Origin of the sequence: Gordonia sp. QH-12 (genome assembly GCF_001578675.1) — a bacterium.
GTDB classification, from domain to species: Bacteria; Actinomycetota; Actinomycetes; order Mycobacteriales; family Mycobacteriaceae; genus Gordonia; species Gordonia sihwensis.
The window spans coordinates 104,878-126,922 of sequence record NZ_KQ969293.1 but is presented as its reverse complement, the minus strand read 5'-3'; the positions used below and the strand labels follow the sequence as shown (position 1 = coordinate 126,922).

Below are 22,045 nucleotides of genomic sequence, written 5' to 3'. Positions count from 1 at the left end.
ATCTCCTCGTCCTGCTCGACCGTCGCGATCAGTAGCTTCCGGTCATCGCGTGGCGGATCATCGGAATCTGCGACTCGACCGTGCATTCGCGCGGATTGGCCGGCGTGCACCAGTCCTCCATCATGTGCTCGGAGATGGTGCGGATCATCTCGTCGGAGGTGTCGATCGACGAGCCGCGGCCTTCGTACTTGCCCGTGTTCATCCGGTTCTTCTGGTAGGTGTCGGGGTGCACCGAGCCGAAGTTGTCGGGAATGCCGAGGTCCTTCGACAGCCGGATCGCGGCCTCGACCGCGGCGTCGGCCGCCTGCACCGTCGTCATGTTGCGGGTGTCGACGCCCATCAGCGGCGCGATCTCGGCGAATCGCTCGTACCGCGCCGGCAGGTTGTACTCCCACACGCGCGGCAACGCGATCGCGTTGTTCAGTCCGTGATGCAGGTCGAAGTACGCGCTGACCGCATGCGACATCGAGTGGATCTGGCCGAGACCGCCCGAGTTGAACGCCTGGGCCGCGATGTACTGGGCGTGCATCATGCCGGTCCGTGCCTCCAGGTTGTGGGGGTCGTAGACGGCGGTGGGCAGGTGTTTCGCGATCAGCTCGATCGAGTACTTGGCGTTCCCCAGCGAGGGCGCGAAGTCCAGTCGCGAGACGTACGGCTCACTGGCGTGTGCGAGGACGTCGAAACCGCAGTACGCGGTGAACTCCTGCGGGCACGAGTAGTAGAGCAACGGATCGTCCATCGCCAGATCCACCAGGCAGGTGTCGTCGAAGGCCACCCACTTGTGCGGCTTGTCCATGTCGGAGGTGTCGGTGATGACGTACGCCCACGACGTCTCCGAACCCGTGCCCGCGGTGGTCGAGACCGCGATGTGCTTCGGGTTCTCCTTATTGGTGGCCTTGGAGAAGCCTTCGAACTCGTTGATGTTGCGGCCGTCGTGCGCGATCACCATTCGCGCGCCCTTCGCCGCATCGTGGCTCGAGCCGCCGCCGACCGAGACGATCCCGTCGCACTTCTCCGACTGGTAGCGAGCCGCGGCGTCCATCGCGTTGGTGTCCTTCGGGTTCGACTGCACCTCGTCGAACAGGACCACGTCGACGCCCTGGTACTCGATCTTCCCGGTCAGCTCCTCGATGATCCCGGAACCGCGCAGGCCGGTCGTCATCAACAGCACGCGGGTCATGCCGAGTTCCTTGGCTTCGACACCGAGCATGTCGTGCGCGCCGACGCCGAGCTTCGCCTTCGGGAACGGGTGGAACTCCTTGATCGGGAAGTCCCAGATCTGATTCAGCTCGATTGCCATGGGCTGGTCAACTCCTTCTGTCCGGGATGCGGTGCACCCCGTTGCCGAAACGGTCCCCACCAGCGTGTTCCCCGTCACATCATGGCGACAAGGGGCCCTGACCCGGCGCCGAGAGGATCAGCCCGAGCGGATGGGAGACGCACCTGGCCGTTCGGACAGGTTCTGCGTTGAAGGAGGGCGAACGACGAAGGGGCGTTCAGCCGGAGACGCGCTCGATCTTGCCGCCGAGCGCGCTCAGCTGCTCTTCGAAGTTCGGGTACCCGCGGTCGATGTGCTCCACGTCGTGCACCTCGGTGACGCCGTCGGCGACCAGACCCGCCAGCACCAGACCGACGCCGGCACGGATGTCGGACGACCACACCGGCGCGCTCGAAAGCGTCTCGACACCGCGGATCACCGCGTGGTGCCCGTCGGTGCGGGCGTCGGCGCCGAGCCGCACCATCTCCTCGACGAACCGGAAGCGCGCCTCGAAGACGTTCTCGGTGATCATCGACATGCCCTCGGAGACGGCCGCCAGCCCGATCGCCATCGGCTGCATGTCGGTCGGGTAGCCCGGATACGGCAGCGTCGCGGTGTTCACCGCCACCGGCCGGCCTGCCTGCACCACGCGGAAACCGTCGTCGAACCGCTCCACCGTGGACCCCGCGTCTTCGAGCTTCTTCAGCACGAGTCGGAGATGATCAGGGTCCACGCCGCGCACCCGGATGTCGCCGCGGGTCATCGCCGCAGCCACTCCCCAGGTTCCGGCGACGATCCGGTCGCCGACCACGTGGTGGCGGGTCGGGCTCAGCGACCGCACGCCGGTGACAGTGAGCGTGGGCGAGCCGACGCCGTCGATTCGGGCGCCCATCTGGATCAACATCTCACAGAGGTCGACGATCTCCGGTTCGCGAGCGGCGTTGTCGATGGTCGTGACGCCCTCGGCGAGCACGGCCGCCATCAGGATGTTCTCGGTGGCTCCCACCGAGGGGAACTCCAGCGCGACCGCCGCACCGGTGAGTTCCTCGGCCTCGGCGACCACGCAGCCGTGCTCGATCGCACTCTGTGCCCCCAGCGCGCGCAGTCCGGCCTGGTGCATGTCGAGCGGCCGGGAACCGATGGCGTCACCGCCCGGCAGGGCCACCACCGCCCGGCGTCGCCGGGCCATCAGCGGGCCCAGCACACAGACCGAGGCGCGGAACTGCTTCACCGCGTCGAAGTCCGCGTGGTACTCGGGCTCGGCGGGCACGTCGATCACCACCACGTCGCCGTCGATCATCACCTCGGCGCCGAGTCCGCGCAGCACGTCCGCCATCAGCGGGACGTCGGCGATCTCGGGCGCATTGGTCAGAACTGTGCGGCCCTCCGCGAGCAGTGCCGCCGCCATGAGCTTCAGAACGCTGTTCTTGGCTCCCCCAACCGTCACCTCTCCCGCCAGCCGTGCCCCACCAGTAACCAAGTAGCGATCACTCACGCACACAGCTTATCGCCGGACGCGTAGGTTGACAGACATGGCAGTCCATCTCACGCGCATCTACACCCGCACCGGCGACGACGGGACCACCGGTCTCTCCGACTTCTCACGAGTCCCGAAGACCGACTCCCGAGTGGTCGCGTACGCCGACTGCGATGAGGCCAACGCGGCCATCGGAGCCGCTCTCACGCTCGCCGCGGACGTCCCGCCCGATATCGCGGAGGTCCTGACCACGGTCCAGAACGACCTCTTCGACGCCGGGGCCGATCTCTCCACCCCGGTCGTCGACGATCCGAAGTATCCGCCGCTGCGGATCGAACCGGAGTACATCGACGCGCTCGAAGCCTGGTGCGACTCCTTCGGCGCCGAGCTCGCTCCCCTGGACTCGTTCATCCTCCCCGGCGGTACCGGGCTGTCGGCGCTTCTGCACCAGGCGCGGGTGGTGACCAGGCGAGCCGAGCGCTCCGCCTGGGCGGCGATCGCCGAACATCCCGACGATTCGTCCGTGCTTCCGGCCAAGTACCTCAACCGGCTCTCCGACCTGCTCTTCATCCTGGCACGGGTCAGCAACGTGCGCGCCGGGGTCGGCGACGTCAAGTGGGTTCCGGGAGGCGACCGGAAGCGGTGAGGAGCGGGGCGCGCCCGGTATCAGGCGGCCGGACGACGCCGCTTGGACCGCTTCGGGGCACGCGCCTCGATCCACGACTGGAAGGCCGTGGAGACCGCCGGGCTCATGCCGATTTCGTAGCGGCCACCGGCACCGGAGCGCCCTATCGACAGCTCGACGATGGCGAAGTCGGCGTCCATGATCTCCAGTTCGGTGCCGACCGGGGCTCGGCGTCCCACGATCTCGATCCGGCGGCGCGAGAGGCTGACGGTGGGGCCCGGACGCAGGGAACTGAGGCGGTAGTACGCGAGGGCGTCGTCGCCGTACTGCACCGACCCGTGCCGCCAGCCCTGATCGGCGTCGGCGGGCCGCGACCGCAGCAGCACCGGAGTCCCGGCGCGCCGGACCTCGATCAGCCGGTAGACGACGCCTGCGGCCACGAACAGGCCGGCCACGACGACGCCGACGATCACCCATACCCACATCGGCACCGCATCAACCTCCTCACATGCAGGTATACACGACCGCGGATGAGCCCTTCCTGAGACGACGACAGCCGCCCTGCAGAGCAGGACGGCTGTCGTCGTCTAAATCACATCTGCTGCGCGCAATGTCGCAGTCTCCCGGTCAGCCCACGGCTTCCGCGGCGCGGACCCGGGACTTGGCCCGGAGGAACTCCGCGCTGCCCTCGTCGGCCGACTCCAGCACCGAGCGCTCGGCGGCGACATCGATGTCGGAGGCGAACTGCGCGTGCTCGGCGAGCACGGTGACCGACTCGCCGGTCACCGACAGGAATCCGCCCTGCACCGCGAACGCGGTCCGGTTTCCACCGGACTCGGTCACGACGACGCAGCCGCCGGGAGCGAGCTCAGCCAGCATCGGAGCGTGGCTCGCGAGAATGCCGAGTTCGCCGACGGTGGTCTGAGCCACGAGGAACGTCGCGTCGCCGGAGTACAGTTCCGAGTCCGGCGAGACGACCTCGAGTCGGAAAGTCTTGTCAGCCATGAGCAGCGACTACTTTCCGGCGATCTTCTTGGCTGCAGCCTCGACGTCGTCGAGCCCGCCGCAGCTGTTGAAGGCCTGCTCGGGCAGGTGATCGAACTCGCCCTTGCACACGCGGTCGAAGGCCTCGATGGTGTCCGACAGCGGGACGACCGAACCCTTCTGGCCGGTGAACTTCTCGGCGACCAGGAAGTTCTGGCCGAGGAACTTCTGCAGGCGACGGGCGCGCGCGACCGTGACCTTGTCCTCTTCCGAGAGCTCGTCCATACCGAGGATCGCGATGATGTCCTGCAGCTCCTTGTACTTCTGCAGGATGCGCTTGACCTCGTTGGCGACGCGGAAGTGCTCGTCGCCCACGATCGAGGCCTCGAGGATTCGCGAGGTCGAGGTCAGCGGATCCACGGCCGGGTAGATACCCAGCTGCGAGATCGGGCGCGAGAGCTCGGTGGTGGCGTCGAGGTGCGCGAACGTGGTCGCCGGCGCGGGGTCGGTGTAGTCGTCCGCGGGGACGTAGATCGCCTGCAGCGAGGTGATCGAACGGCCCTTGGTCGAGGTGATGCGCTCCTGCAGCTCGCCCATCTCGTCGGCCAGCGTGGGCTGGTAACCCACAGCCGAAGGCATACGGCCGAGCAGGGTCGAGACCTCGGAACCGGCCTGGGTGAAACGGAAGATGTTGTCGATGAACAGCAGCACGTCCTGGTGCTGCACGTCGCGGAAGTACTCGGCCATGGTCAGGGCCGAGAGAGCGACGCGCATACGCGTGCCCGGCGGCTCGTCCATCTGGCCGAACACCAGCGCGGTGTCCTGAAGAACGCCCATCTCCTCCATCTCGAGGTGGAGGTCGGTGCCCTCACGCGTACGCTCGCCGACGCCCGCGAACACCGAGGTGCCCGAGAACTCGCGAGCGATACGGGTGATCATCTCCTGGATCAGAACGGTCTTGCCGACACCGGCGCCGCCGAACAGACCGATCTTGCCGCCCTTGACGTACGGGGTCAGCAGGTCGATGACCTTGATGCCGGTCTCGAGGATCTCGGTCTTGCCCTCGAGCTGATCGAAGGCCGGCGGCTTGCGGTGGATACCCCACTGCTCGCCGTCGCGACCGGTGCCCGGCGCATCCAGGCAGTCGCCCAGCGCGTTGAAGACGTGGCCCTTGACGACGTCACCGACGGGAACCGAGATCGGCTTGCCGGTGTCGACGACGGCCGCACCGCGGACGAGGCCGTCGGTGGGCTGCATCGAGACGGTGCGGACGACGTTGTCGCCGAGGTGCTGAGCGACCTCGAGCGTCAGGGTCTTCGCGACCGCCGGAAGGGTGACCTCCGCGTGCAGGGCGTTGAACAGGGCGGGAATGGCGCCGCGCGGGAACTCGACATCGACGACGGGGCCGATCACCCGGGCGACACGACCGGCTGTCGCGGACGCGGCCCCCGGCGTATCAGTGACTGCTGCAGTCATTGTTCTTCACTTTCCTTCAGGTGTGTCTTGTGTCGCGATCAGTTCGCCAGCGCTTCGACGCCGCCGACGATCTCGCTGATTTCCTGGGTGATCTGCGCCTGACGGGCCGCGTTGGCCTGACGGGACAGGTTCCTCTCGAGCTCGGTCGCGTTGTCGGTCGCCGCCTTCATGGCGGTACGACGTGCCGCATTCTCCGATGCCGCCGACTCGAGCAGCGCAGCGAAGATCCGCGATGCCACGTACTTCGGCAGCAGCGCGTCGAGCAGTTCCTTGGCCTCAGGCTCGAACTCCACCTCGGCGCTCACCTCGGCGTTGGCGGAGTCCTCGAGGATGTCCTCCCCCATGTTCAACTGCTCGATCTCGAACTCGACGTCGATCGGCGCCATTCGGCGCACCACCGGCTTCTGCGTCAGCATCGACACGAAACGCGTGTAGACGATGTGCAGTTCGTCGACGCCCTCGATCTCGCCGCCCTCGGGCAGCGCCACCGACTCACCGGATCCGGCGAGGAAGGAGTCCACGAGGTGGTGGACCGCGTCGGCGCTGTCGGAGAACTTCGGCTGCTGGGAGAACCCGGACCAGCCGGCGGCCACCGGACGGTCGCGGAAGGTGTAGTACCCGATGCCCTTGCGGCCCATCACGTACACGACCGGTTCCTTGCCCTCGCTGCGGAGCAACGAGAGGAGTTCCTCGGTCTCCTTCAGCACGTTCGAGTTGTACCCGCCGCACTGACCGCTGTCGCTGGTGACGACCAGGACCGCGGCGCGGCGCGGGTTCTCCCGATCGACCAGCAGCGGGCTGTCGAGGGACGTGGAGGCGTTCGCCAGCGTCGTGACGACCCGGGTGATCTCCTGGGCGTAGGGACGGGCGGCAGCCACCCGTGCCTGAGCCTTGGTGATCCGTGAGGTCGCGATCAGCTCCTGCGCCTTCGTGATCTTCTTCGTCGATTGAATCGACTTGATCCGTGAGCGCAGCTCCCGAATGGTTGCCATGTTACTTCAGCTTCTTCGTCACTCGGATCGTCTCGGACTCGACGTCCTCGGGCGCCAGCGGGTCGGCCTCGACCTCGACGACACGGCTGCCGTCAGAGGCGATGAAGCCGGCCTTGAAGTTGTTCGTGGCGGTCGCGAGTGCGGCCTTGTCCTCGTCGGTGAGCTTCTTGCCGCCGGCGATGTTGCTGTACACACCGGAAGCGGTGTGCCGCAGATCGCCGAGGAGCTCGGCCTCGAAGCGGCGGATGTCGGCCACCGGCACCGAGTCCATGAAGCCCTCGCCGCAGAGGTACAGCGAGACGATCTGGTCCTCGACGGCGACCGGGCTGTACTGATCCTGCTTGAGCAGTTCCACCCAGCGGGCACCGCGCTCGAGCTGTGCCTTCGACGCGGCGTCCAGGTCCGAGGCGAAGGCCGAGAAGGCCTCCAGCTCACGGAACTGCGCGAGTTCCAGACGCAGCGACCCGGAGACGTCCTTGAGGCCCTTGGTCTGTGCGGCGCCACCGACACGGGAGACCGAGATACCGACGTTGATCGCCGGGCGGACGCCCTTGTTGAACAGGTCCGACTCGAGGAAGACCTGACCGTCGGTGATCGAGATGACGTTGGTCGGAATGAACGCCGAGACGTCGTTGGCCTTGGTCTCGATGATCGGCAGGCCGGTCATCGATCCGCCGCCGAGCTCGTCGGACAGCTTGGCGCAGCGCTCCAGCAGGCGGGAGTGCAGGTAGAACACGTCACCGGGGTACGCCTCGCGGCCCGGCGGGCGGCGCAGCAGCAGCGAGATCGCACGGTAGGCCTCAGCCTGCTTCGACAGGTCGTCGAACACGATCAGGACGTGCTTGCCCTGGTACATCCAGTGCTGGCCGAGGGCCGAGCCGGTGTACGGTGCGAGCCACTTGAAGCCGGCCGAGTCGGACGCCGGAGCGGCGACGATGGTGGTGTACTCCATCGCGCCCGCCTCTTCGAGGGCGGTCTTGACGCCCGCGATGGTCGAGCCCTTCTGACCGATGGCTACGTAGATGCAGCGGACCTGCTTCTCCGGATCACCGGTGGCCCAGTTGGCCTTCTGGTTCAGGATGGCGTCGATGCAGAGCGCGGTCTTGCCGGTCTTGCGGTCGCCGATGACCAGCTGACGCTGGCCGCGGCCGATCGCGGTCATCGCGTCGACGGCCTTGATACCGGTGGCGAGGGACTCCTCGACCGGCTGACGCTCGAGGACGGTGGCTGCCTGCAGTTCGAGGACGCGGTCGCCCTCGGACTCGATGGCGCCCAGTCCGTCGATCGGCGAGCCCAGCGGGTCGATGACTCGGCCGAGGAACTTGTCGCCGACCGGGACCGACAGGACGTTGCCGGTGCGCTTGACTTCCTGGCCCTCTTCGATGTTCTCCGAGTCACCGAGGATGACGGCGCCGACCTCGTCCAGGTCGAGGTTCAGTGCGACGCCGCGGATGCCGCCGGGAAACTCCAGCAGCTCGTTGGCCATGGCACCCGGAAGGCCGCTGACGTGAGCGATGCCGTCGCCGGTGTCGGTGACGGTGCCGATCTCTTCTCGCGAGGCCTGGTTGCCCACGTCTTCGGTGTAACTTGCGATCGCGCTCCGAATTTCATCGGAGGAGATGGTCAACTCCGCCATGTTCCTGCTCTTCCTGGCTTTCTGGTTCTTGGTCTTGGGAATCGATTGTGGTGACGTGCGATGGTGTTACCGCAGGCCGCGACGCAGCGTCGCGATCTTGCCCGAGATGCTGCCGTCGATGCGTTCGTCACCGACACGCACCACGACGCCGCCGAGAAGCTCGGGATCGATGTCGACGTGCAGGGTGACGGGTGCCGAGTAGATCTCGGTGAGCTTGGCCGCGAGCGCGTTGCGCTGATCGCTCGACAGCTCGCCCGCGCTGGTGACGTAGGCGACCTTGCGGCCGTTGCTCGCCGCGGCGAGCTGCGACAGTTCGTCGACCGCGTCGCCGGGGAGCTCCTCGGTGGTCGCGACCGCGTTCACCGCCAGCCGCTCGGTGATGGTGTCCACCTTGCCGTCGATCAGCTTGCGCAGCAACGCGGTGCGATCGGCGGTGCTGCGTGCACGATCGGACAGTGCCTGCTCCAGAGCCGTGTCGCCCTTGATCACGCGTGCGAGGCGGAACAGCTCGTCTTCGACGGCATCGGACTTGCCCGCGTCCTTGGCAGCCAGCAGCAGAGCCTCTCGGCCCAGCCGGCGGAGGCCTTCGACGAGGTCGGCATCGCTTGACCACGCCCGCGCCGCCGTCGAGGAGACGATGGAACGGGTGGCGTCAGAGACCTTGCCGGTCAGGACCTTGTCGGCCACTGCCGCCCGGGTGTCGGGCGCAGTGCTCGAGTCGGCCAGCGCGATGCGCAGCGAGCGGTCACCACTGACGGCGTCGGACACCGACAGCAGTTCCTCGCCGACAGTCACCGCATCGGTGTCGGACGATGCGGAGGTTCCACGAAGGACGGTTTCCAGCTCAACGCGGGCCCCTTCGAGGGCTTCGCGGCTTGACGCTGCGTACATCTAGCTACATTCCTTGTCTAGGCGGACCCCGCCTGGGTGTCGGCTTGCCTCGGATGCGGCGGAGCGAGGGACGGAGATCTCTCCGACCCCCTCGCCGACCCGCACCATCGGTGTATCCATCGGATTACTTGGCGGTCTCGTTCGACACGCCGTCCAGCTCGGCGAGGAACCGGTCGACGGTTCCGGCCTGCTTGACGTCGTCCGACAGGGACGCACCGACCAGCTTCTCGGCCAGATCGACCGACAGCTTGCCGAGGTCACCGCGCAGTTCGGAGACGACCTGCTGACGCTGGGCGTCGAGCTGAGCCGCGCCGTTGGCGATGATCCGCTCGCTCTCGGTGGTTGCCTGAGCCTTCATGTCCGAGACGATCTGCGCACCCTGGGTGCGTGCCTCGTCGCGGATCGCCGCAGCCTCTTCACGAGCTCCTGCGAGCTGCTCGCGGTACGCCGCCAGCTGCTGAGCCGCTTCGGCCTGAGCCGCCTCGGCGCGGGCGATACCGCCCTCGATCGTGTCGTGACGCTCGTCGAGCACCTTGCGGTACCGCGGGATGACGAACTTCCAGAAGACGAAGAGGACGACGGCGAAGGCGACCAGCGACCAGGTGATGTCGTACCACTCGGGAAGGAGCGGGTTATGGCTCTCGCTCTCTTCGGCGAGAATCAGACTGGTGTTGATCATGTCGTGGTCTCGTATCAGAAGATGAAGCCGGCGACGATACCGATCAGCGCCAGAGCCTCAGAGAGTGCGATACCGAGGAACATGGTGGTGCGGATCTGACCGGCCAGCTCGGGCTGACGGGCGATACCCTCGATGGCCTTGCCGGCCACGATGCCGACGCCGATACCGGGGCCGATGGCAGCGAGGCCGTAGCCGATCGCGCCGAAGCCCTTACCCGTGATGGTTTCGTCGGCCAGAGTCTGGGCGATGTAGCTCATCTTTGCGATTCCCTTTCTTGGTGGCTCCCCACCCGGTCGGGCGAGCGAGTCAGTCTGTTTCGGTCCGGCGCTCGTGCCGGCCCGAAGTATTCAGTTGGTCAGGACGAGTCGTGTCAGTGCGCGTCTGCGTGGATCGACTGGTCGATGTAGACCGCGGTCAGCAGAGCGAAGATGTACGCCTGCAGCGCGATGACCAGAAGTTCGAAGAAGGTGAAGCCGACGGCGGCGACGAGCGAGCCCAGTCCGGCGACGCTCCAGATGCCGCTCTTGTCGATGATGAAGAACTGCGTCGCGGCGAAGAACAGCGCGAGCATGATGTGGCCGGACAGCATGTTGGCCATGAGTCGGACGGTCAGCGTGAACGGCCGCAGAATGAAGGTCGAGACGAACTCGATCGGAACCAGCAGGAAGTGGATCGGCAGCGGCACACCGGGGAGCACGATCGAGGATCGGATGAAGCCGAAGAAGCCGAACTTGGCGATGCCCACCCAGCAGTAGGTGATGTAGGCGACCGCCGCCATCACCAGCGGCATGCCGATGCGTGCGTTGGTGGAGATGTTCAGGAACGGGATGATCGAGGTCAAGTTCAGGAAGATCGTCGCGAAGAAGATCGAGGCGATGATCGGCAGGAACTTGCGGCCGTTCTGCTTGCCGAGGATCTCCTCGGCGATGTTGATGCGCACCCAGTCGATGAAGCTCTCACCGACGTTCTGAAGACCACTCGGGACGATCTTGGGGCTGCGCAGAGCGAGCGCGAAAAACGCCGCGACGAGCACCGCCACGACGACTCGGATCAGCATGAGCCGGTCCATTCCCCACCAGGTGTCTTCTCCGAACAGCATCGGGGGGTAGAAGTCATCCAGGGACGGTGCGTGGAACTCGGCTGCGAGGGTGGCGCTCAGCGTTCTCTCCCGTTCTCGGGCCCGCACAACTTCTCAGCCGGCGGGTTCCATCGTTCAGTGTGCGAGGTGCCGCAGTGCATTGAACTGCACATTGCCGCATCGACCCGCGGTGAGCAGACTAGCAAGTCAGGATGGTCAGCGACCAATCCGGGGCGACAATATCTGCATATCGTCCCGATGCAATCGTTCTACTATCAGCCGTAGTAGCTGGTCAGGCGACCCTTCGTGATACTCGTCACATTCAGACCTCCGAGTCGGCGTCCGGACCCACATAGGTCTGCCGGGTGGTCAACACTCCCCACAGTTCGCTGCCCAGAACCAGAACGATCGCGCCGATCAGCATGCTGACCAGCGCGCCTTTGCTGTAGAAGGTCATATCCTTCAGAAGCGCGGTCACAGCGATCACGATCACCACCTTGACGAGGTATCCACCCATGAGGGCCCCCATCACCACGCTCGGTGACGCCTTCGCGGTGAGCAGGATGGTCAACACCGTGATGAGGATGAAGCCGCCGCCGATCGCTGCGCCCACCAGTACGCCCCACAACCCCGGAGTGCCCTTCCAGGGCCACCAGATCAGCAGGCCCGCGACGAGCAGCGCCCCGAGTCCGTAGAGGCCGTACTTGAGGCCGGCCCGCAGCGGCGCGGTGGGATCGGTGGCCTCGTCCAGCGCCCCCGAGTCGATGCCGCTCGCGGCCGGTTCGGGTGATTCGTTCTCGTCATTGGTCGACACGAGAGACCAGGTTAGCCAGCCGCCCCGCTATCGGGCGAACCGGCGGCTCAACCGCGGAGCGAAGGTCGCCGCCAGCGCGATGACCAGACCACCGAAGAACAGCGGCATCACCACCTCGAGAGGGAGCAGGCTGCCCGCCGCCACGGAGAAGGCCAGCACGCCGACCCACAGGTAGATCAGCAGCGCCACGCGTCGCTGCGAATGTCCGAGTTCGAGCAACCGGTGGTGAAGGTGCATCTTGTCCGGCGTGTAGAAGCCCACTCCGGCGCGCGTCCGCCGGATCACCGCCATGATCATGTCGAGCATCGGAATGAACATCACCGCCGCCACCAGGATCAGCGGCGAGAGCAGGGTGAACATATCCGCGGGGCCGTATGCGCTGCGGGCGACGCGGCCCGAGGCGCTCGTCGACGCGGCGGCGAGCATGAGTCCGATCAGCATGGCGCCCGAGTCGCCCATGAAGATCCGCGCCGGCGAAAAGTTGTGCGGCAGAAAGCCCAGGCACGCGCCGGCGAGAGCCACGGTGATCAGGGCCGGCGGGTAGTAACTCACGTCGCCGCCCTGGTCGTGGAGGAGTCCGAGGGAGAACAGGCAGATCGCACTGGCGGCGATGAGCCCGAGTCCGGCCGCGAGGCCGTCGAGTCCGTCGACGAAATTGATCGCGTTGATCGTGGTGACCGTGATGGCGACGGTGAGCAGGCCGGCCTGGAGCGGATCGAGGACCACCGTGCCGATGTCGGCGAACGGCACGTAGAGCAGGTACCAGCTGACGCCCATGATGACCAGGACGCCGGCGGCGGTGAGCTGTCCGACGAATTTGGTCAGCGCATCCAGGCCCCAGCGGTCGTCGATCACGCCGACGAGCACGATCACCAGTCCCGCGGTGATGACGGCCAGCATGTCGTGGGTGTACGAGAATCCGCGGTTCAAAGCGGGCAACTGTGCGGCCAGGCCGATCGCGCAGACGATGCCGATGTACATTCCGACACCGCCGAGCCGCGGCGTCGGGATCACATGGACGTCACGCTGCCGGGGCACGGCGACGGCGCCGAAGCGGACCGCACAGACCCGCACCAGCGAGGTCAGGAAGTACGTGATCCCCGCGGCGGTGAGGCCGACGAGCGCGAGTTCGCGCAAGGGCACGCCGGCACCGCCGCCGGACGACTCCAGCGCGTATCCGAGCACCGTCACCCCTCCCCCACGGCCGCCACGGCGGCGGTGATCGCCGCGCGGCGGGCCTCGTCGGACGGATCGGTCCGCATGGCGTCGAGCATGAGGTCGGCGATCTGCGGCATGTCCGCGGGCCGCAGTCCGTCGGCGGCGAGTACGGCCGTGCCGAAGCGGATGGCCGAGCCCTCGGAGACCGGCGCCTCGTCAAACGGGGTGACCGCCTTGTCGACGATGATCCGGCAGGCCGCCAGCCGCTTGGCCGCTTCCCGTCCGGTGATGCCGAGCGACGAGACCTCGATCACCGCCAGATGCGTGTCGGTGCCGCCCGAGACGGTGCGCAGCCCGCGCGCGCCCAGTTCGGCGGCCAGGGTGGCGGCGTCGTCCGCCACGTCGCGGGCATAGGCCGCGTACTCCGGGCGCAGGCACTCGCCGAACGCCACCGCCTTGGCCGCGATCGAGTGCATCGCCGGAGCGCCCTGCATGAACGGGTACACCGCCCGCGAGAGCGAGTCCTCGTGTTCGGACCTGGCGAGCAGCAGTCCGCCGCGCGGTCCGCGCATCACCTTGTTGGTGGCGACCGTCACCACGTCGGCGTACGGCACGGGCGAGTCGAGCACCCCGCCGACGGCGAGACCGGCCAGATGCGCCGCGTCGACCCAGAGGATGCAGTCGGCCTCGTCGGCGATGGTGCGCATCGCCGCGAAGTCCCACGACCGGGAGTAGGACGTACCGCCCGCGACGAGAATCCGCGGCCGGTGGATCAGGGCCAGATCCCGGATCTGGTCGTAGTCGATCCGCTCGGTGTCGCGGCGGACCTCGTAGTTCAGGACACTGAACCAGCGTCCCGACAGGTTCGCGCGCGAGCCGTGTGACTGGTGGCCGCCGTGCTTGAGATTCAGGGAGAGCACCTGATCGCCCGGCTGCGAGAACGCGGCGTACACCGCGAAGTTCGCGAGCGCCCACGACAGCGGCTGGACGTTGACGTAATCGGCGCCGAACAGCGTGTGCGCGCGGCTGATCGCGAGCTGCTCGACCTCGTCGACCACCTCCGCTCCGCCGTGGTACCGGTGGCCGGGATAGCCCTCGGCGTACTTGTCCGCCAGAATCGATCCGACCGCGGCCCGCACCGCGGGGGTGGCCGTCGACTCCGCGGCCACCATCTGCAGGCTGCCGCGCCGGCGCGTCTCCTCGCGCCGAAGCAGTTCGGCGATCTCCGGATCACTCGCCAGCGGATCGGTCACGGCCGTCCCCGGAGCTCATCCGCGTCCACGTCGAGCACTTCGGCGATGTCCTCGGCGGTGATCGCGCCCTCACGCAGAATGCGAGGGCCCGGGCCGGTGAGGTCGACGATCGTCGAGGCGACGGCATGGTCGGCCGGACCGCCGTCGAGATAGACCGACACCTTCTCCTGCAGCTGCTCGCGGGCCTGGTGCACCTGCACCGCCGGCGGATGGCCGGAGATATTGGCGCTGGAGACGGCCATCGGCCCGATCTCCCGCAGCAATTCGATCGCGACCGGATGCAGGGGCATGCGGATCATCACGCTGCCCGAGGTGTCGCCGAGATCCCAGGCGAGAGACGGGGCCTGCTCCACCACCAGGCTCAAACCGCCCGGCCAGAAGGCCTGCACCAGCTCTCGGGCCTGCGGCGACACCGACCTGACGAGACCGTCCACGGTGTGCCACGAGCCCACCAGGACCGGTACCGGCATGTCCCGCCCGCGGCCCTTCGCCGCCAGCAGCGACGCGACCGCTTCGCTGTCGAATGCGTCGCACCCGAGTCCGTAGACCGTGTCGGTCGGCATCACGATGAGCCGCCCGGCGCGCACGGCTCCCACCGCCGCCCGGATTCCGGCTTCCCGCTCGTCTGGATCACTGCAATCGAACACCGCGCTCACGTATTCCATCCTTCCACGCCGTCGGCCCCCGATCGCGCAGGGTCACCGACGGCTGCTCGTACAGCGGTCACGAACCGGGGTCGCCCGGCGAGGTCGTCATGGGTGCGGACGGCGGCGAATCCGCCGGTCGCCGTCAGCGCGTCGCGCACCAGATCGGCGGTCGTGTCGTCGTGCTCGACGGCCACAGACGCGCCCACTCGCAGAGCCGAGGCGAGGATCGGCGCCAGTTGATCGATCAGGTCCATTCCGCAGTCGCCGGAGAAGACCGCCTCGGGCGGATCGTGCGCCACCTCCGGTGAGACCTCGGCGCCGGACGGAACGTACGGCGGGTTGCTCACGACGACGTGCGCCGAAGCCAGCAGGGGCGCGACCGCCGCGACATCGGTGACGTCGGCCCGCACCACGGCGACCCGTTCCGTGAGTCCGGTCGCCTCGAGGTTGCGTCGCAGATACGACAGCGCCCGCTCCGAGCGCTCGACGGCCGTCACCGTCGCGTCGGGTGCGCCGGCGGAGATCGCCAGGGCCAGCGCGCCGCTCCCGGAGCACAGGTCGACCACGCGGATCGGGTCGCCCGCACTCTCGCGGAGTTCGGCGATGCGGGCCAGCGCCCACTCCGCTAGCAACTCGGTCTCCGGCCGCGGAATGAAGACTCCCGGTCCCACCGTCAACTCCAGGCCCGCGAAGAATGCGCGAGAAGTGATGTGCTGCAAAGGAACCCGCGAGCAGCGTTGCTCCACGGCGGCAACGACGCGACCGCGCAGCTCGGCAGGCACCTCATCGACGAGAAGCAGCCGTCCGGGATCCACCCCGAGCATCTGCGCCACCAGTTCGGCGGCCTCGGCACCGGCCGAGTCGATCCCGGCCTCGGCCAGCCGCACCGCCGCCCACCGGCGCAGAGCGTCGGCCGAACCGCCTTCGGGTGCCGTCACTGCTGCAGGCGTGCCTGCTTGTCGGCGTCGACGAGCGCGTCGAGCAGCGCGTCCATCTCACCGTCGAGCACCGAGTCGAGGTTGTTGGCCTTGTAGCCGATCCGGTGGTCGGTGATGCGGTTCTCCGGGAAGTTGTACGTGCGGATCCGCTCCGAACGGTCCACGGTCCGGATCTGCGCCTGCCGGCCGGCGGCGGCCTCGGCCTCGGCCTCCTCCTCCGCCAGGGCCTTGAGCCGCGCCGCGAGCACCTGCATGGCACGGGCCTTGTTCTGCAACTGCGAGCGCTCGTTCTGACAGGTCACGACGATGTTCGTCGGCAGGTGCGTGATGCGGACCGCCGAGTCGGTGGTGTTGACGCCCTGACCGCCCTTCCCGGAACTGCGGTAGACGTCGATCCGGAGGTCGGACTCGTCGATGTGGATCTCCTCCACCTCGTCGGGCTCCGGGTAGATCAGCACCCCGGCGGCCGATGTGTGGATCCGGCCCTGGGACTCGGTGACCGGAACCCGCTGAACCCGGTGGACACCGCCCTCGAACTTCAGCCGCGACCACACACCGTCGCGGAGCGTCTCCCGCGCCTTGATCGACACGGTGGCCTCCTTGTAGCCGCCGAGATCGGACTCGGTGACGCCCAGGACCGTCGCCTTCCAGCCGCGCTTCTCGCAGTACTTCAGGTACATGCGGACGAGGTCGGAGGCGAACAGCGCCGACTCCTCGCCACCCGCTCCCGACTTGACCTCGAGCACGACGTCGTCGGAATCGTGTGGATCGCGGGGCGCCAGCAGGTCGGTCAGCGCGGCGTCCAACTCGGCGACGGTCGACTCGAGCGCCGGGATCTCCTCGGCGAATCCCGGATCTGCCTCGGCGAGTTCCCTGGCCGCCTCGAGGTCGTCGCGCGCGGCCGTGAGCTTGGTGTAGGTGGTCATCACGGGTGCGAGTTCGGCGAACCGTTTGCCCACGCGGCGCGCGTTGGCCGGATCGTCGTGCAACGACGGGTCGGACAACTGAGCCTGGAGTCCGGCGTGCTCGGCGAGGATGTCGTCGATCGCGGACGGTTCCTGCGTACTCACCTGATGATTCTCTTTCGTCCTAGGAGGCTCCACCCAGACACTCCGGCGTGCCGCGCTGCGCCAGACGGCGGCGTCGAACGACAGCGGGCGTTAACCGACGGTGGCGTTAAACGACGGTGGGCGTTAAACGACAGACGCCCGACTCGAGATCCGCTGGGATCTCTCGCCGGGCGCCGGATGCAAGCTACTTGACGCGCTTGCCGTAACGCTTCTCGAAGCGAGCCACACGACCGCCGGTATCGAGGATCTTCTGCTTGCCGGTGTAGAACGGGTGGCAGTTGGAGCAGACTTCCACGGTGATGTGGCCGCCCTTGGCGGTGCTGCGCGTGGTGAACTCATTGCCGCAACCGCAGTTGACGGTGGTCACCTCGTAGTCGGGATGGATTCCCTGCTTCATTGATGTCCCTTCATCATGGTCGCCGGGTCACCTCTGATTTTTCAGTGGTGTGAACCGGAACCGGACTGACCGAAGAATTATTCCACAACCCCGGTCACCCCGGCCAATCGCGCAGGTGCGAGGCCTGGCGGTCCTCCAGCGCGACAGCAGTCAGATCGCAGTGAGACCGGTCTCTCTTCCTGTCGGGCCCAACCGGAGCCGACCGCCGGACGGTCTACCCTCGTACTCGGACCGGCCCGGTCGAGGACGCCGTCCACCCCGCACCACGTCCCTGCGAGCCTCCGGGAGCACCGAGTACACATGACGACCGCGAATCCGACGAGTGATGCCGCAACCGCCCGCGCCTCGAAACGGCCTCGCTGGTCCCGCCGGAATCCGTACCCTGCGACCGTGGTGCGCAACAGCCTCCTGACGGCACCCGACAGCGACAAGGAGGTGCGCCACCTCGTACTCGACATCTCCGGCTCCGGGCTGGAGTACCTGCCAGGCGATGCCGTCAACGTCACCCCCGCCAACGAGCCGGCGCTGGTCGCCGCGATCGTCGACCGGCTCGGCGTTCCGGGCGACACGGTGATCACCGACCGCAAGGGTGAGCGGACGCTCACCAATGCACTCACACACGGTTTCGAGATCACCTCGGTCTCGCCGTACCTGCTCGATCACCTCGCGAACGCCCGCGGCGTCGGAGAGGTGGCCGACCTGCTGGCCGGCGACCGTGCCGCACTCGAAGAATGGTCGCGCGGCAGGGACGTCCTGGACCTGCTCAACCTGGACCCCACCTGGTTTCCGACGCCCGAGGCCTTCCTCGGCGAACTGCGCCCCCTCGCCGCCCGCACGTACTCGATCTCGTCGTCGCCTGCCGTCCACGAGGGAACCCTGCACCTGACGCCCGCCACCGTGCGACATTTCGCGACCGAGTTCTGGGGCGATGGCCGCGACCGCGGCGGCGCCGCGTCCACCTATCTCGCCGACCGCGTGGAACCCGGCGACACCGTGGGGATCTACGTGACGGCCAACAAGTCGTTCCGGCTGCCCGAGCCGGACACCGACATCATCATGGTGGGCCCGGGCACGGGCATCGCCCCGTTCCGTGCCTTTCTGCACGAGCGCCGCCAGGACAACGGCCGAGGACGCAACTGGCTGTTCCACGGTGCTCGACATCGCGACCAGGACTTCCTGTACCGCGACGAGATGTGGGCGATGGAAGCCGACGGGACCCTCCGGCTCGACGTCGCCTTCTCCCGCGAGCAGGACGAGAAGGTCTACGTCTCGCACCTCATGGGAGGACGGGGCGAAGAACTGTACAGCTGGATCCGCGACGGCGCGGTCCTCTACGTCTGCGGCGACGCCACCAAGATGGCACGCGACGTGGAGGAGACCCTGGTGGCGATCATTCGCGAGTACGGCGGCTTCGACGATGAGGGAGCACGCGCCGAACTCCAGCGGCTGCGCGAGTCGGGTCAGTACCGCCGCGACGTCTACTGACGCCGCACTCTCCCGAAACGCCCCTGTGCCGTACCCCGTGACCCGATTCGGGTCACGGAATACGGCACAGTGCACCACTCCGCGGTGGAGGCCTCAGTCGTTGTCGACGACGCTGGGCGCGTTCTTGCTCACCTGCATCAGGAACTCGACATTGCTCCGCGTCTTCTTGAGCTGCGCGACGAGCAGGTCGATCGCGGCCTGCGAGTCCAGTCCGGAGAGCAGACGGCGCAGTTTGTGGACGATGGCGAACTCATCCGGCGACAGCAGGAGCTCGTCCTTGCGCGTGCTCGACAGGTTGACGTCGACCGCGGGGAAGACGCGCCGCTCGGCGATCTTACGGTCGAGCTTCAGTTCGGCGTTGCCCGTGCCCTTGAACTCCTCGAAGATCACCGTGTCGCCCGTCGACCCGGTCTCGACCAGCGCCGAAGCGATGATCGTCAGCGATCCGCCGTTCTCGATGTTGCGCGCGGCACCGAGGAATCGCTTCGGCGGATACAGCGCCTGGGAGTCGACACCACCGGAGAGGATGCGGCCCGAGGCGGGCGATGCGTTGTTGTACGCGCGGCCGAGACGGGTGATCGAGTCGAGCAGCACGACGACGTCCATACCGTTCTCCACCAGCCGCTTGGCACGCTCGATCGCGAGCTCCGCGACGCTGGTGTGATCCGACGGCGGGCGGTCGAAGGTCGACGCGATGACCTCGCCCTTCACACTCCGCTGCATATCGGTGACTTCTTCGGGACGCTCGTCCACCAGCACCACCATCAGGTGGCATTCCGGATTGTTGGTGGTGATCGCGTTCGCGATGTCCTGCAGGATCGTCGTCTTACCGGCCTTCGGCGGGGAGACGATCAGCGCACGCTGCCCCTTGCCGATCGGCATGATCAGGTCGATGACGCGGGTGGAGATCCGTTCGGGCGTGGTCTCGAGCCGCAGTCGCTGATTCGGGTAGAGCGGAGTCAGCTTGGTGAAGTCGGGACGCTTGCGCGCCGAGTCGACGTCGGTGCCGTTGACGGTGTCCAGCCGCACCAGCGGATTGAACTTCTGCCGCTGGTTGTTGGGGTTCTCGCCCTCGCGCGGCACCTTCACGGCACCGGTGATCGCGTCACCGCGGCGCAGTCCGTTGCGGCGGACCATGTTCATCGATACGTAGACGTCGTTGGGTCCGGCCAGGTAGCCGGACGTCCGCACGAACGCGTAGTTGTCGAGCACGTCGAGGATGCCCGCCACCGGCGCGAGGACGTCGCCCTCGTTGACCTGGGGCTCCCCCGCGTTGCCGCCGTCGCGGTCGCGTCCGCGACGACGCTCGCGGAACCGGCGTCCGCGGCGACGACCACCGCCCTCGCCGTCGTCGTCATCGTTGTTGTTGCGGTTCTGGTTCTGACCGCCGCCCTGGTTGCCGCCCTGGCCCTGGTTGCCGCCCTGGTTCTTCTGACCCTGGTTCTGGTTCCCGCCCTGGTTCTGATTGCCCTGACCCGACTTATCGCCGCCGTCCTGGCTCTTGTCGCCCTGGTTCCGCTCTCCCCCGCGGTTCCGGTTGCGGTTGCGCCGGTTGCCGTCGCCGTCCTGCTCGCCGCGCTGCTGGGCGGGCTTCTCGTCGCGGCCCTGCTCGGTGTTGCGCTGGTCGGAGTTCTTCTGGTCGGAGCTCTTCTGGTCAGCGCTCTTCTGGTCAGCGCTGTCGGTCTGCGGAGCCTTCGCGGTCTGCGACGATCCACCGTCGCCCGCAGCATCGGCGCCGCGCCGGGCATTGCGCCGTCCACTGGGCTGCTGATCGTTCGCGGCACGCTCGCCGGCCTGCGGCTTCTCCGGCGCAGACTTCGCTGCGTCGGACTTCTCTGCGTCGGACTTCTCTGCGGGCTTCTCCGCACGCTTGTCCGCTGCGGCCTTCTCTGCGCCCTTGGCGGAGCCTGCTCCGCCGTGCTGATGAGCCCTGATCACGTCGATCAGATCGCCCTTGCGCATTCCCGACGTGCCCTTGATGCCCAGCTCAGCAGCCAGACTGCGGAGTTCGGGCAGCAGCATGGCGGAAAGTCCGGTACGGGCCCGCTTGGGTGCCTGCACATCCGTTTCGGTCACGGAATTCCTTTCGTTCCCCGGCTTCAGATGCCGGGGGCCCCACCCAGAGCACGGGTGGAGGAGCAAAAATTGTTGGTTCGCCGGACAATCGGGTGGAGATCAGACACGCCCTGGGTCCCGGTGAAGCACTGTCAGCGTACCACCGGGTAGCCGCTGCGTCAGGAGACCACCTCGACGCCGTCCGCCACCGCGACGGGGATCATCGCGAAACCCAGATCGGCGGCGAGGTCTGCCTCGTGCGTTCCGAGGGGACTCGTTCCCAGCACCAGAACCGAAGGCCCAGCACCCGATACGGTAGCGGCGTGTCCGCGTTCGCGCAATGAATGCACCAGGCGAGTCGTCTCTGGAAGCGCCTGTTCGCGATAGCCCTGGTGCAGACGGTCCTCGGTGGCGTCGATCAGCCAGGCGGGATCGGTGGTCAGTGCCACGACTCCCAGTGCCGCGCGGCTGACGTTGAAGACCGCGTCCGCTCGCGGCACCGCGTCGGGAAGCAGGCCGCGCGTGGTCTCGGTGGACGACTCGGTCTGCGGCACGAATACCGTGGCCACCACCGCCGGATGCAACTCCAACCGGCGGGCGTAGAACGACTCCTGACCGTGCGACCACGTCACCACCGCCGAGCCCAGCACGGACGCCGCCGCATTGTCGGGATGGCCTTCGAACTCACTGGAGAGCTGCACCAGCGCAGCGTCGTCGAGGGCCGGGCGCCGACCGTCGAGGGCCACCAGCGCCGACGCCGCCGCGAGTCCGCCCACCGCTGCCGCGGCCGACGACCCCAGCCCGCGCGAGTGCGGGATCGCGTTGCGGCATTCGAGGTGGAAACCGCCGACTGCGACGCCGGCGCTCTCGAACCCCCGGACCACCGCGCGCGCCACCAAGTGGCGCTCGTCGAGCGGAACCTGGTCGGCGGCTTCGCCGGTCACCGCGACGGTGATGCCGGTTCCGGTGACGGTGACCGCGACCTCGTCGTAGATCGCGAGGGCCATGCCGAGGCAATCGAACCCCGGACCCAGATTCGCACTCGACGCCGGGACCTTCACTCGGACCGAAAGCCCCTCGGGCAGAATGCATTCCGCGTCGGGATGCCCGATCAGCGCGTCGTTGGTCATCG

Annotated in this window: 22 protein-coding genes; 2 read left to right on the top strand and 20 right to left on the bottom strand. The window is 67.4% G+C overall.

Annotated elements, in window-relative coordinates; genetic code table 11:
• Nucleotides 1-28: 28 nt before the first annotated feature.
• A complete protein-coding gene (gene mdo, locus Y710_RS12250) occupies nt 29-1,300 on the bottom strand; it encodes an NDMA-dependent methanol dehydrogenase (protein ID WP_062367567.1) in 1,272 nt (423 codons plus the stop codon).
• A 196-nt stretch (nt 1,301-1,496) separates the two neighbouring features.
• Nucleotides 1,497-2,753 carry a UDP-N-acetylglucosamine 1-carboxyvinyltransferase gene (gene murA, locus Y710_RS12245; protein WP_006896394.1) on the bottom strand — a complete coding sequence of 419 codons (1,257 nt, stop codon included), beginning with the start codon at nt 2,751-2,753 and terminating at the stop codon, nt 1,497-1,499.
• Nucleotides 2,754-2,790: 37 nt separating this feature from the next.
• Between murA and Y710_RS12240 the strand changes: the two genes are divergently transcribed.
• Nucleotides 2,791-3,381: a cob(I)yrinic acid a,c-diamide adenosyltransferase gene (locus Y710_RS12240; RefSeq protein WP_006896395.1), complete on the top strand. Its 591-nt coding sequence runs from the start codon at nt 2,791-2,793 to the stop codon at nt 3,379-3,381.
• Nucleotides 3,382-3,401: 20 nt separating this feature from the next.
• On the opposite strand, the gene Y710_RS12235 is transcribed toward Y710_RS12240, so the two are convergent.
• The 16 genes from Y710_RS12235 to rpmE form a co-directional block, all read right to left on the bottom strand.
• A complete protein-coding gene (locus Y710_RS12235) occupies nt 3,402-3,851 on the bottom strand; it encodes a DUF2550 domain-containing protein (RefSeq protein WP_082781303.1) in 450 nt (149 codons plus the stop codon).
• A 136-nt stretch (nt 3,852-3,987) separates the two neighbouring features.
• Nucleotides 3,988-4,365 (bottom strand): F0F1 ATP synthase subunit epsilon, encoded by a 378-nt coding sequence (locus Y710_RS12230; RefSeq protein WP_006896397.1) that lies wholly within the window; start codon nt 4,363-4,365, stop codon nt 3,988-3,990.
• Nucleotides 4,366-4,374: 9 nt separating this feature from the next.
• Nucleotides 4,375-5,820 carry a F0F1 ATP synthase subunit beta gene (gene atpD, locus Y710_RS12225; RefSeq protein ID WP_006896398.1) on the bottom strand — a complete coding sequence of 482 codons (1,446 nt, stop codon included), beginning with the start codon at nt 5,818-5,820 and terminating at the stop codon, nt 4,375-4,377.
• Nucleotides 5,821-5,858: 38 nt separating this feature from the next.
• A complete protein-coding gene (locus tag Y710_RS12220) occupies nt 5,859-6,812 on the bottom strand; it encodes a F0F1 ATP synthase subunit gamma (protein ID WP_006896399.1) in 954 nt (317 codons plus the stop codon).
• Nucleotide 6,813: 1 nt separating this feature from the next.
• Complete coding sequence (gene atpA, locus Y710_RS12215; protein ID WP_006896400.1) at nt 6,814-8,448, bottom strand: F0F1 ATP synthase subunit alpha; 1,635 nt, start codon at nt 8,446-8,448, stop codon at nt 6,814-6,816.
• A gap of 66 nt (nt 8,449-8,514) precedes the next feature.
• Complete coding sequence (locus Y710_RS12210) at nt 8,515-9,339, bottom strand: F0F1 ATP synthase subunit delta (RefSeq protein ID WP_006896401.1); 825 nt, start codon at nt 9,337-9,339, stop codon at nt 8,515-8,517.
• Nucleotides 9,340-9,463: 124 nt separating this feature from the next.
• A complete protein-coding gene (locus tag Y710_RS12205) occupies nt 9,464-10,018 on the bottom strand; it encodes a F0F1 ATP synthase subunit B (RefSeq protein WP_006896402.1) in 555 nt (184 codons plus the stop codon).
• 14 nt (nt 10,019-10,032) lie between these two features.
• Nucleotides 10,033-10,275, bottom strand: coding sequence for an ATP synthase F0 subunit C (locus tag Y710_RS12200; protein ID WP_006896403.1), 243 nt, complete (start codon nt 10,273-10,275; stop codon nt 10,033-10,035).
• A gap of 113 nt (nt 10,276-10,388) precedes the next feature.
• A complete protein-coding gene (atpB, locus tag Y710_RS12195) occupies nt 10,389-11,117 on the bottom strand; it encodes a F0F1 ATP synthase subunit A (protein WP_231875735.1) in 729 nt (242 codons plus the stop codon).
• 301 nt (nt 11,118-11,418) lie between these two features.
• The gene (locus Y710_RS12190; protein WP_006896405.1) at nt 11,419-11,910 is read right to left on the bottom strand and encodes a Cg1360 family ATP-synthase-associated protein; all 492 of its coding nucleotides are present in this window, start codon (nt 11,908-11,910) and stop codon (nt 11,419-11,421) included.
• A gap of 27 nt (nt 11,911-11,937) precedes the next feature.
• Nucleotides 11,938-13,095 carry a glycosyltransferase family 4 protein gene (locus Y710_RS12185; protein ID WP_062367574.1) on the bottom strand — a complete coding sequence of 386 codons (1,158 nt, stop codon included), beginning with the start codon at nt 13,093-13,095 and terminating at the stop codon, nt 11,938-11,940.
• Between the two features lie 2 nt (nt 13,096-13,097).
• On the bottom strand, nt 13,098-14,321 hold the full coding sequence (locus tag Y710_RS12180; protein ID WP_062367565.1) for a serine hydroxymethyltransferase: 1,224 nt from the start codon (nt 14,319-14,321) through the stop codon (nt 13,098-13,100).
• Nucleotides 14,318-14,977: an L-threonylcarbamoyladenylate synthase gene (locus Y710_RS12175; RefSeq protein WP_062367573.1), complete on the bottom strand. Its 660-nt coding sequence runs from the start codon at nt 14,975-14,977 to the stop codon at nt 14,318-14,320. The genes Y710_RS12180 and Y710_RS12175 overlap by 4 nt, the downstream gene beginning before the upstream one ends.
• Nucleotides 14,974-15,906: a peptide chain release factor N(5)-glutamine methyltransferase gene (gene prmC / locus Y710_RS12170; RefSeq protein WP_062367564.1), complete on the bottom strand. Its 933-nt coding sequence runs from the start codon at nt 15,904-15,906 to the stop codon at nt 14,974-14,976. Before prmC ends, Y710_RS12175 begins: the two co-directional genes overlap by 4 nt.
• A complete protein-coding gene (gene prfA, locus Y710_RS12165; protein ID WP_062367563.1) occupies nt 15,903-16,976 on the bottom strand; it encodes a peptide chain release factor 1 in 1,074 nt (357 codons plus the stop codon). The genes prmC and prfA overlap by 4 nt, the downstream gene beginning before the upstream one ends.
• A gap of 184 nt (nt 16,977-17,160) precedes the next feature.
• Nucleotides 17,161-17,373 carry a 50S ribosomal protein L31 gene (gene rpmE, locus Y710_RS12160; RefSeq protein ID WP_006896411.1) on the bottom strand — a complete coding sequence of 71 codons (213 nt, stop codon included), beginning with the start codon at nt 17,371-17,373 and terminating at the stop codon, nt 17,161-17,163.
• A 300-nt stretch (nt 17,374-17,673) separates the two neighbouring features.
• Here rpmE and Y710_RS12155 point away from each other — a divergent pair, with 300 nt between their 5' ends.
• On the top strand, nt 17,674-18,858 hold the full coding sequence (locus tag Y710_RS12155; protein WP_062367562.1) for a diflavin oxidoreductase: 1,185 nt from the start codon (nt 17,674-17,676) through the stop codon (nt 18,856-18,858).
• Nucleotides 18,859-18,951: 93 nt separating this feature from the next.
• On the opposite strand, the gene rho is transcribed toward Y710_RS12155, so the two are convergent.
• Together rho and thrB are read right to left on the bottom strand one after the other, a co-directional pair.
• Nucleotides 18,952-20,880: a transcription termination factor Rho gene (gene rho, locus Y710_RS12150; protein ID WP_231875737.1), complete on the bottom strand. Its 1,929-nt coding sequence runs from the start codon at nt 20,878-20,880 to the stop codon at nt 18,952-18,954.
• A 212-nt stretch (nt 20,881-21,092) separates the two neighbouring features.
• Nucleotides 21,093-22,043, bottom strand: a complete 951-nt coding sequence (thrB, locus tag Y710_RS12145) for a homoserine kinase (protein ID WP_039867429.1) — start codon at nt 22,041-22,043, stop codon at nt 21,093-21,095.
• Nucleotides 22,044-22,045: the final 2 nt, after the last annotated feature.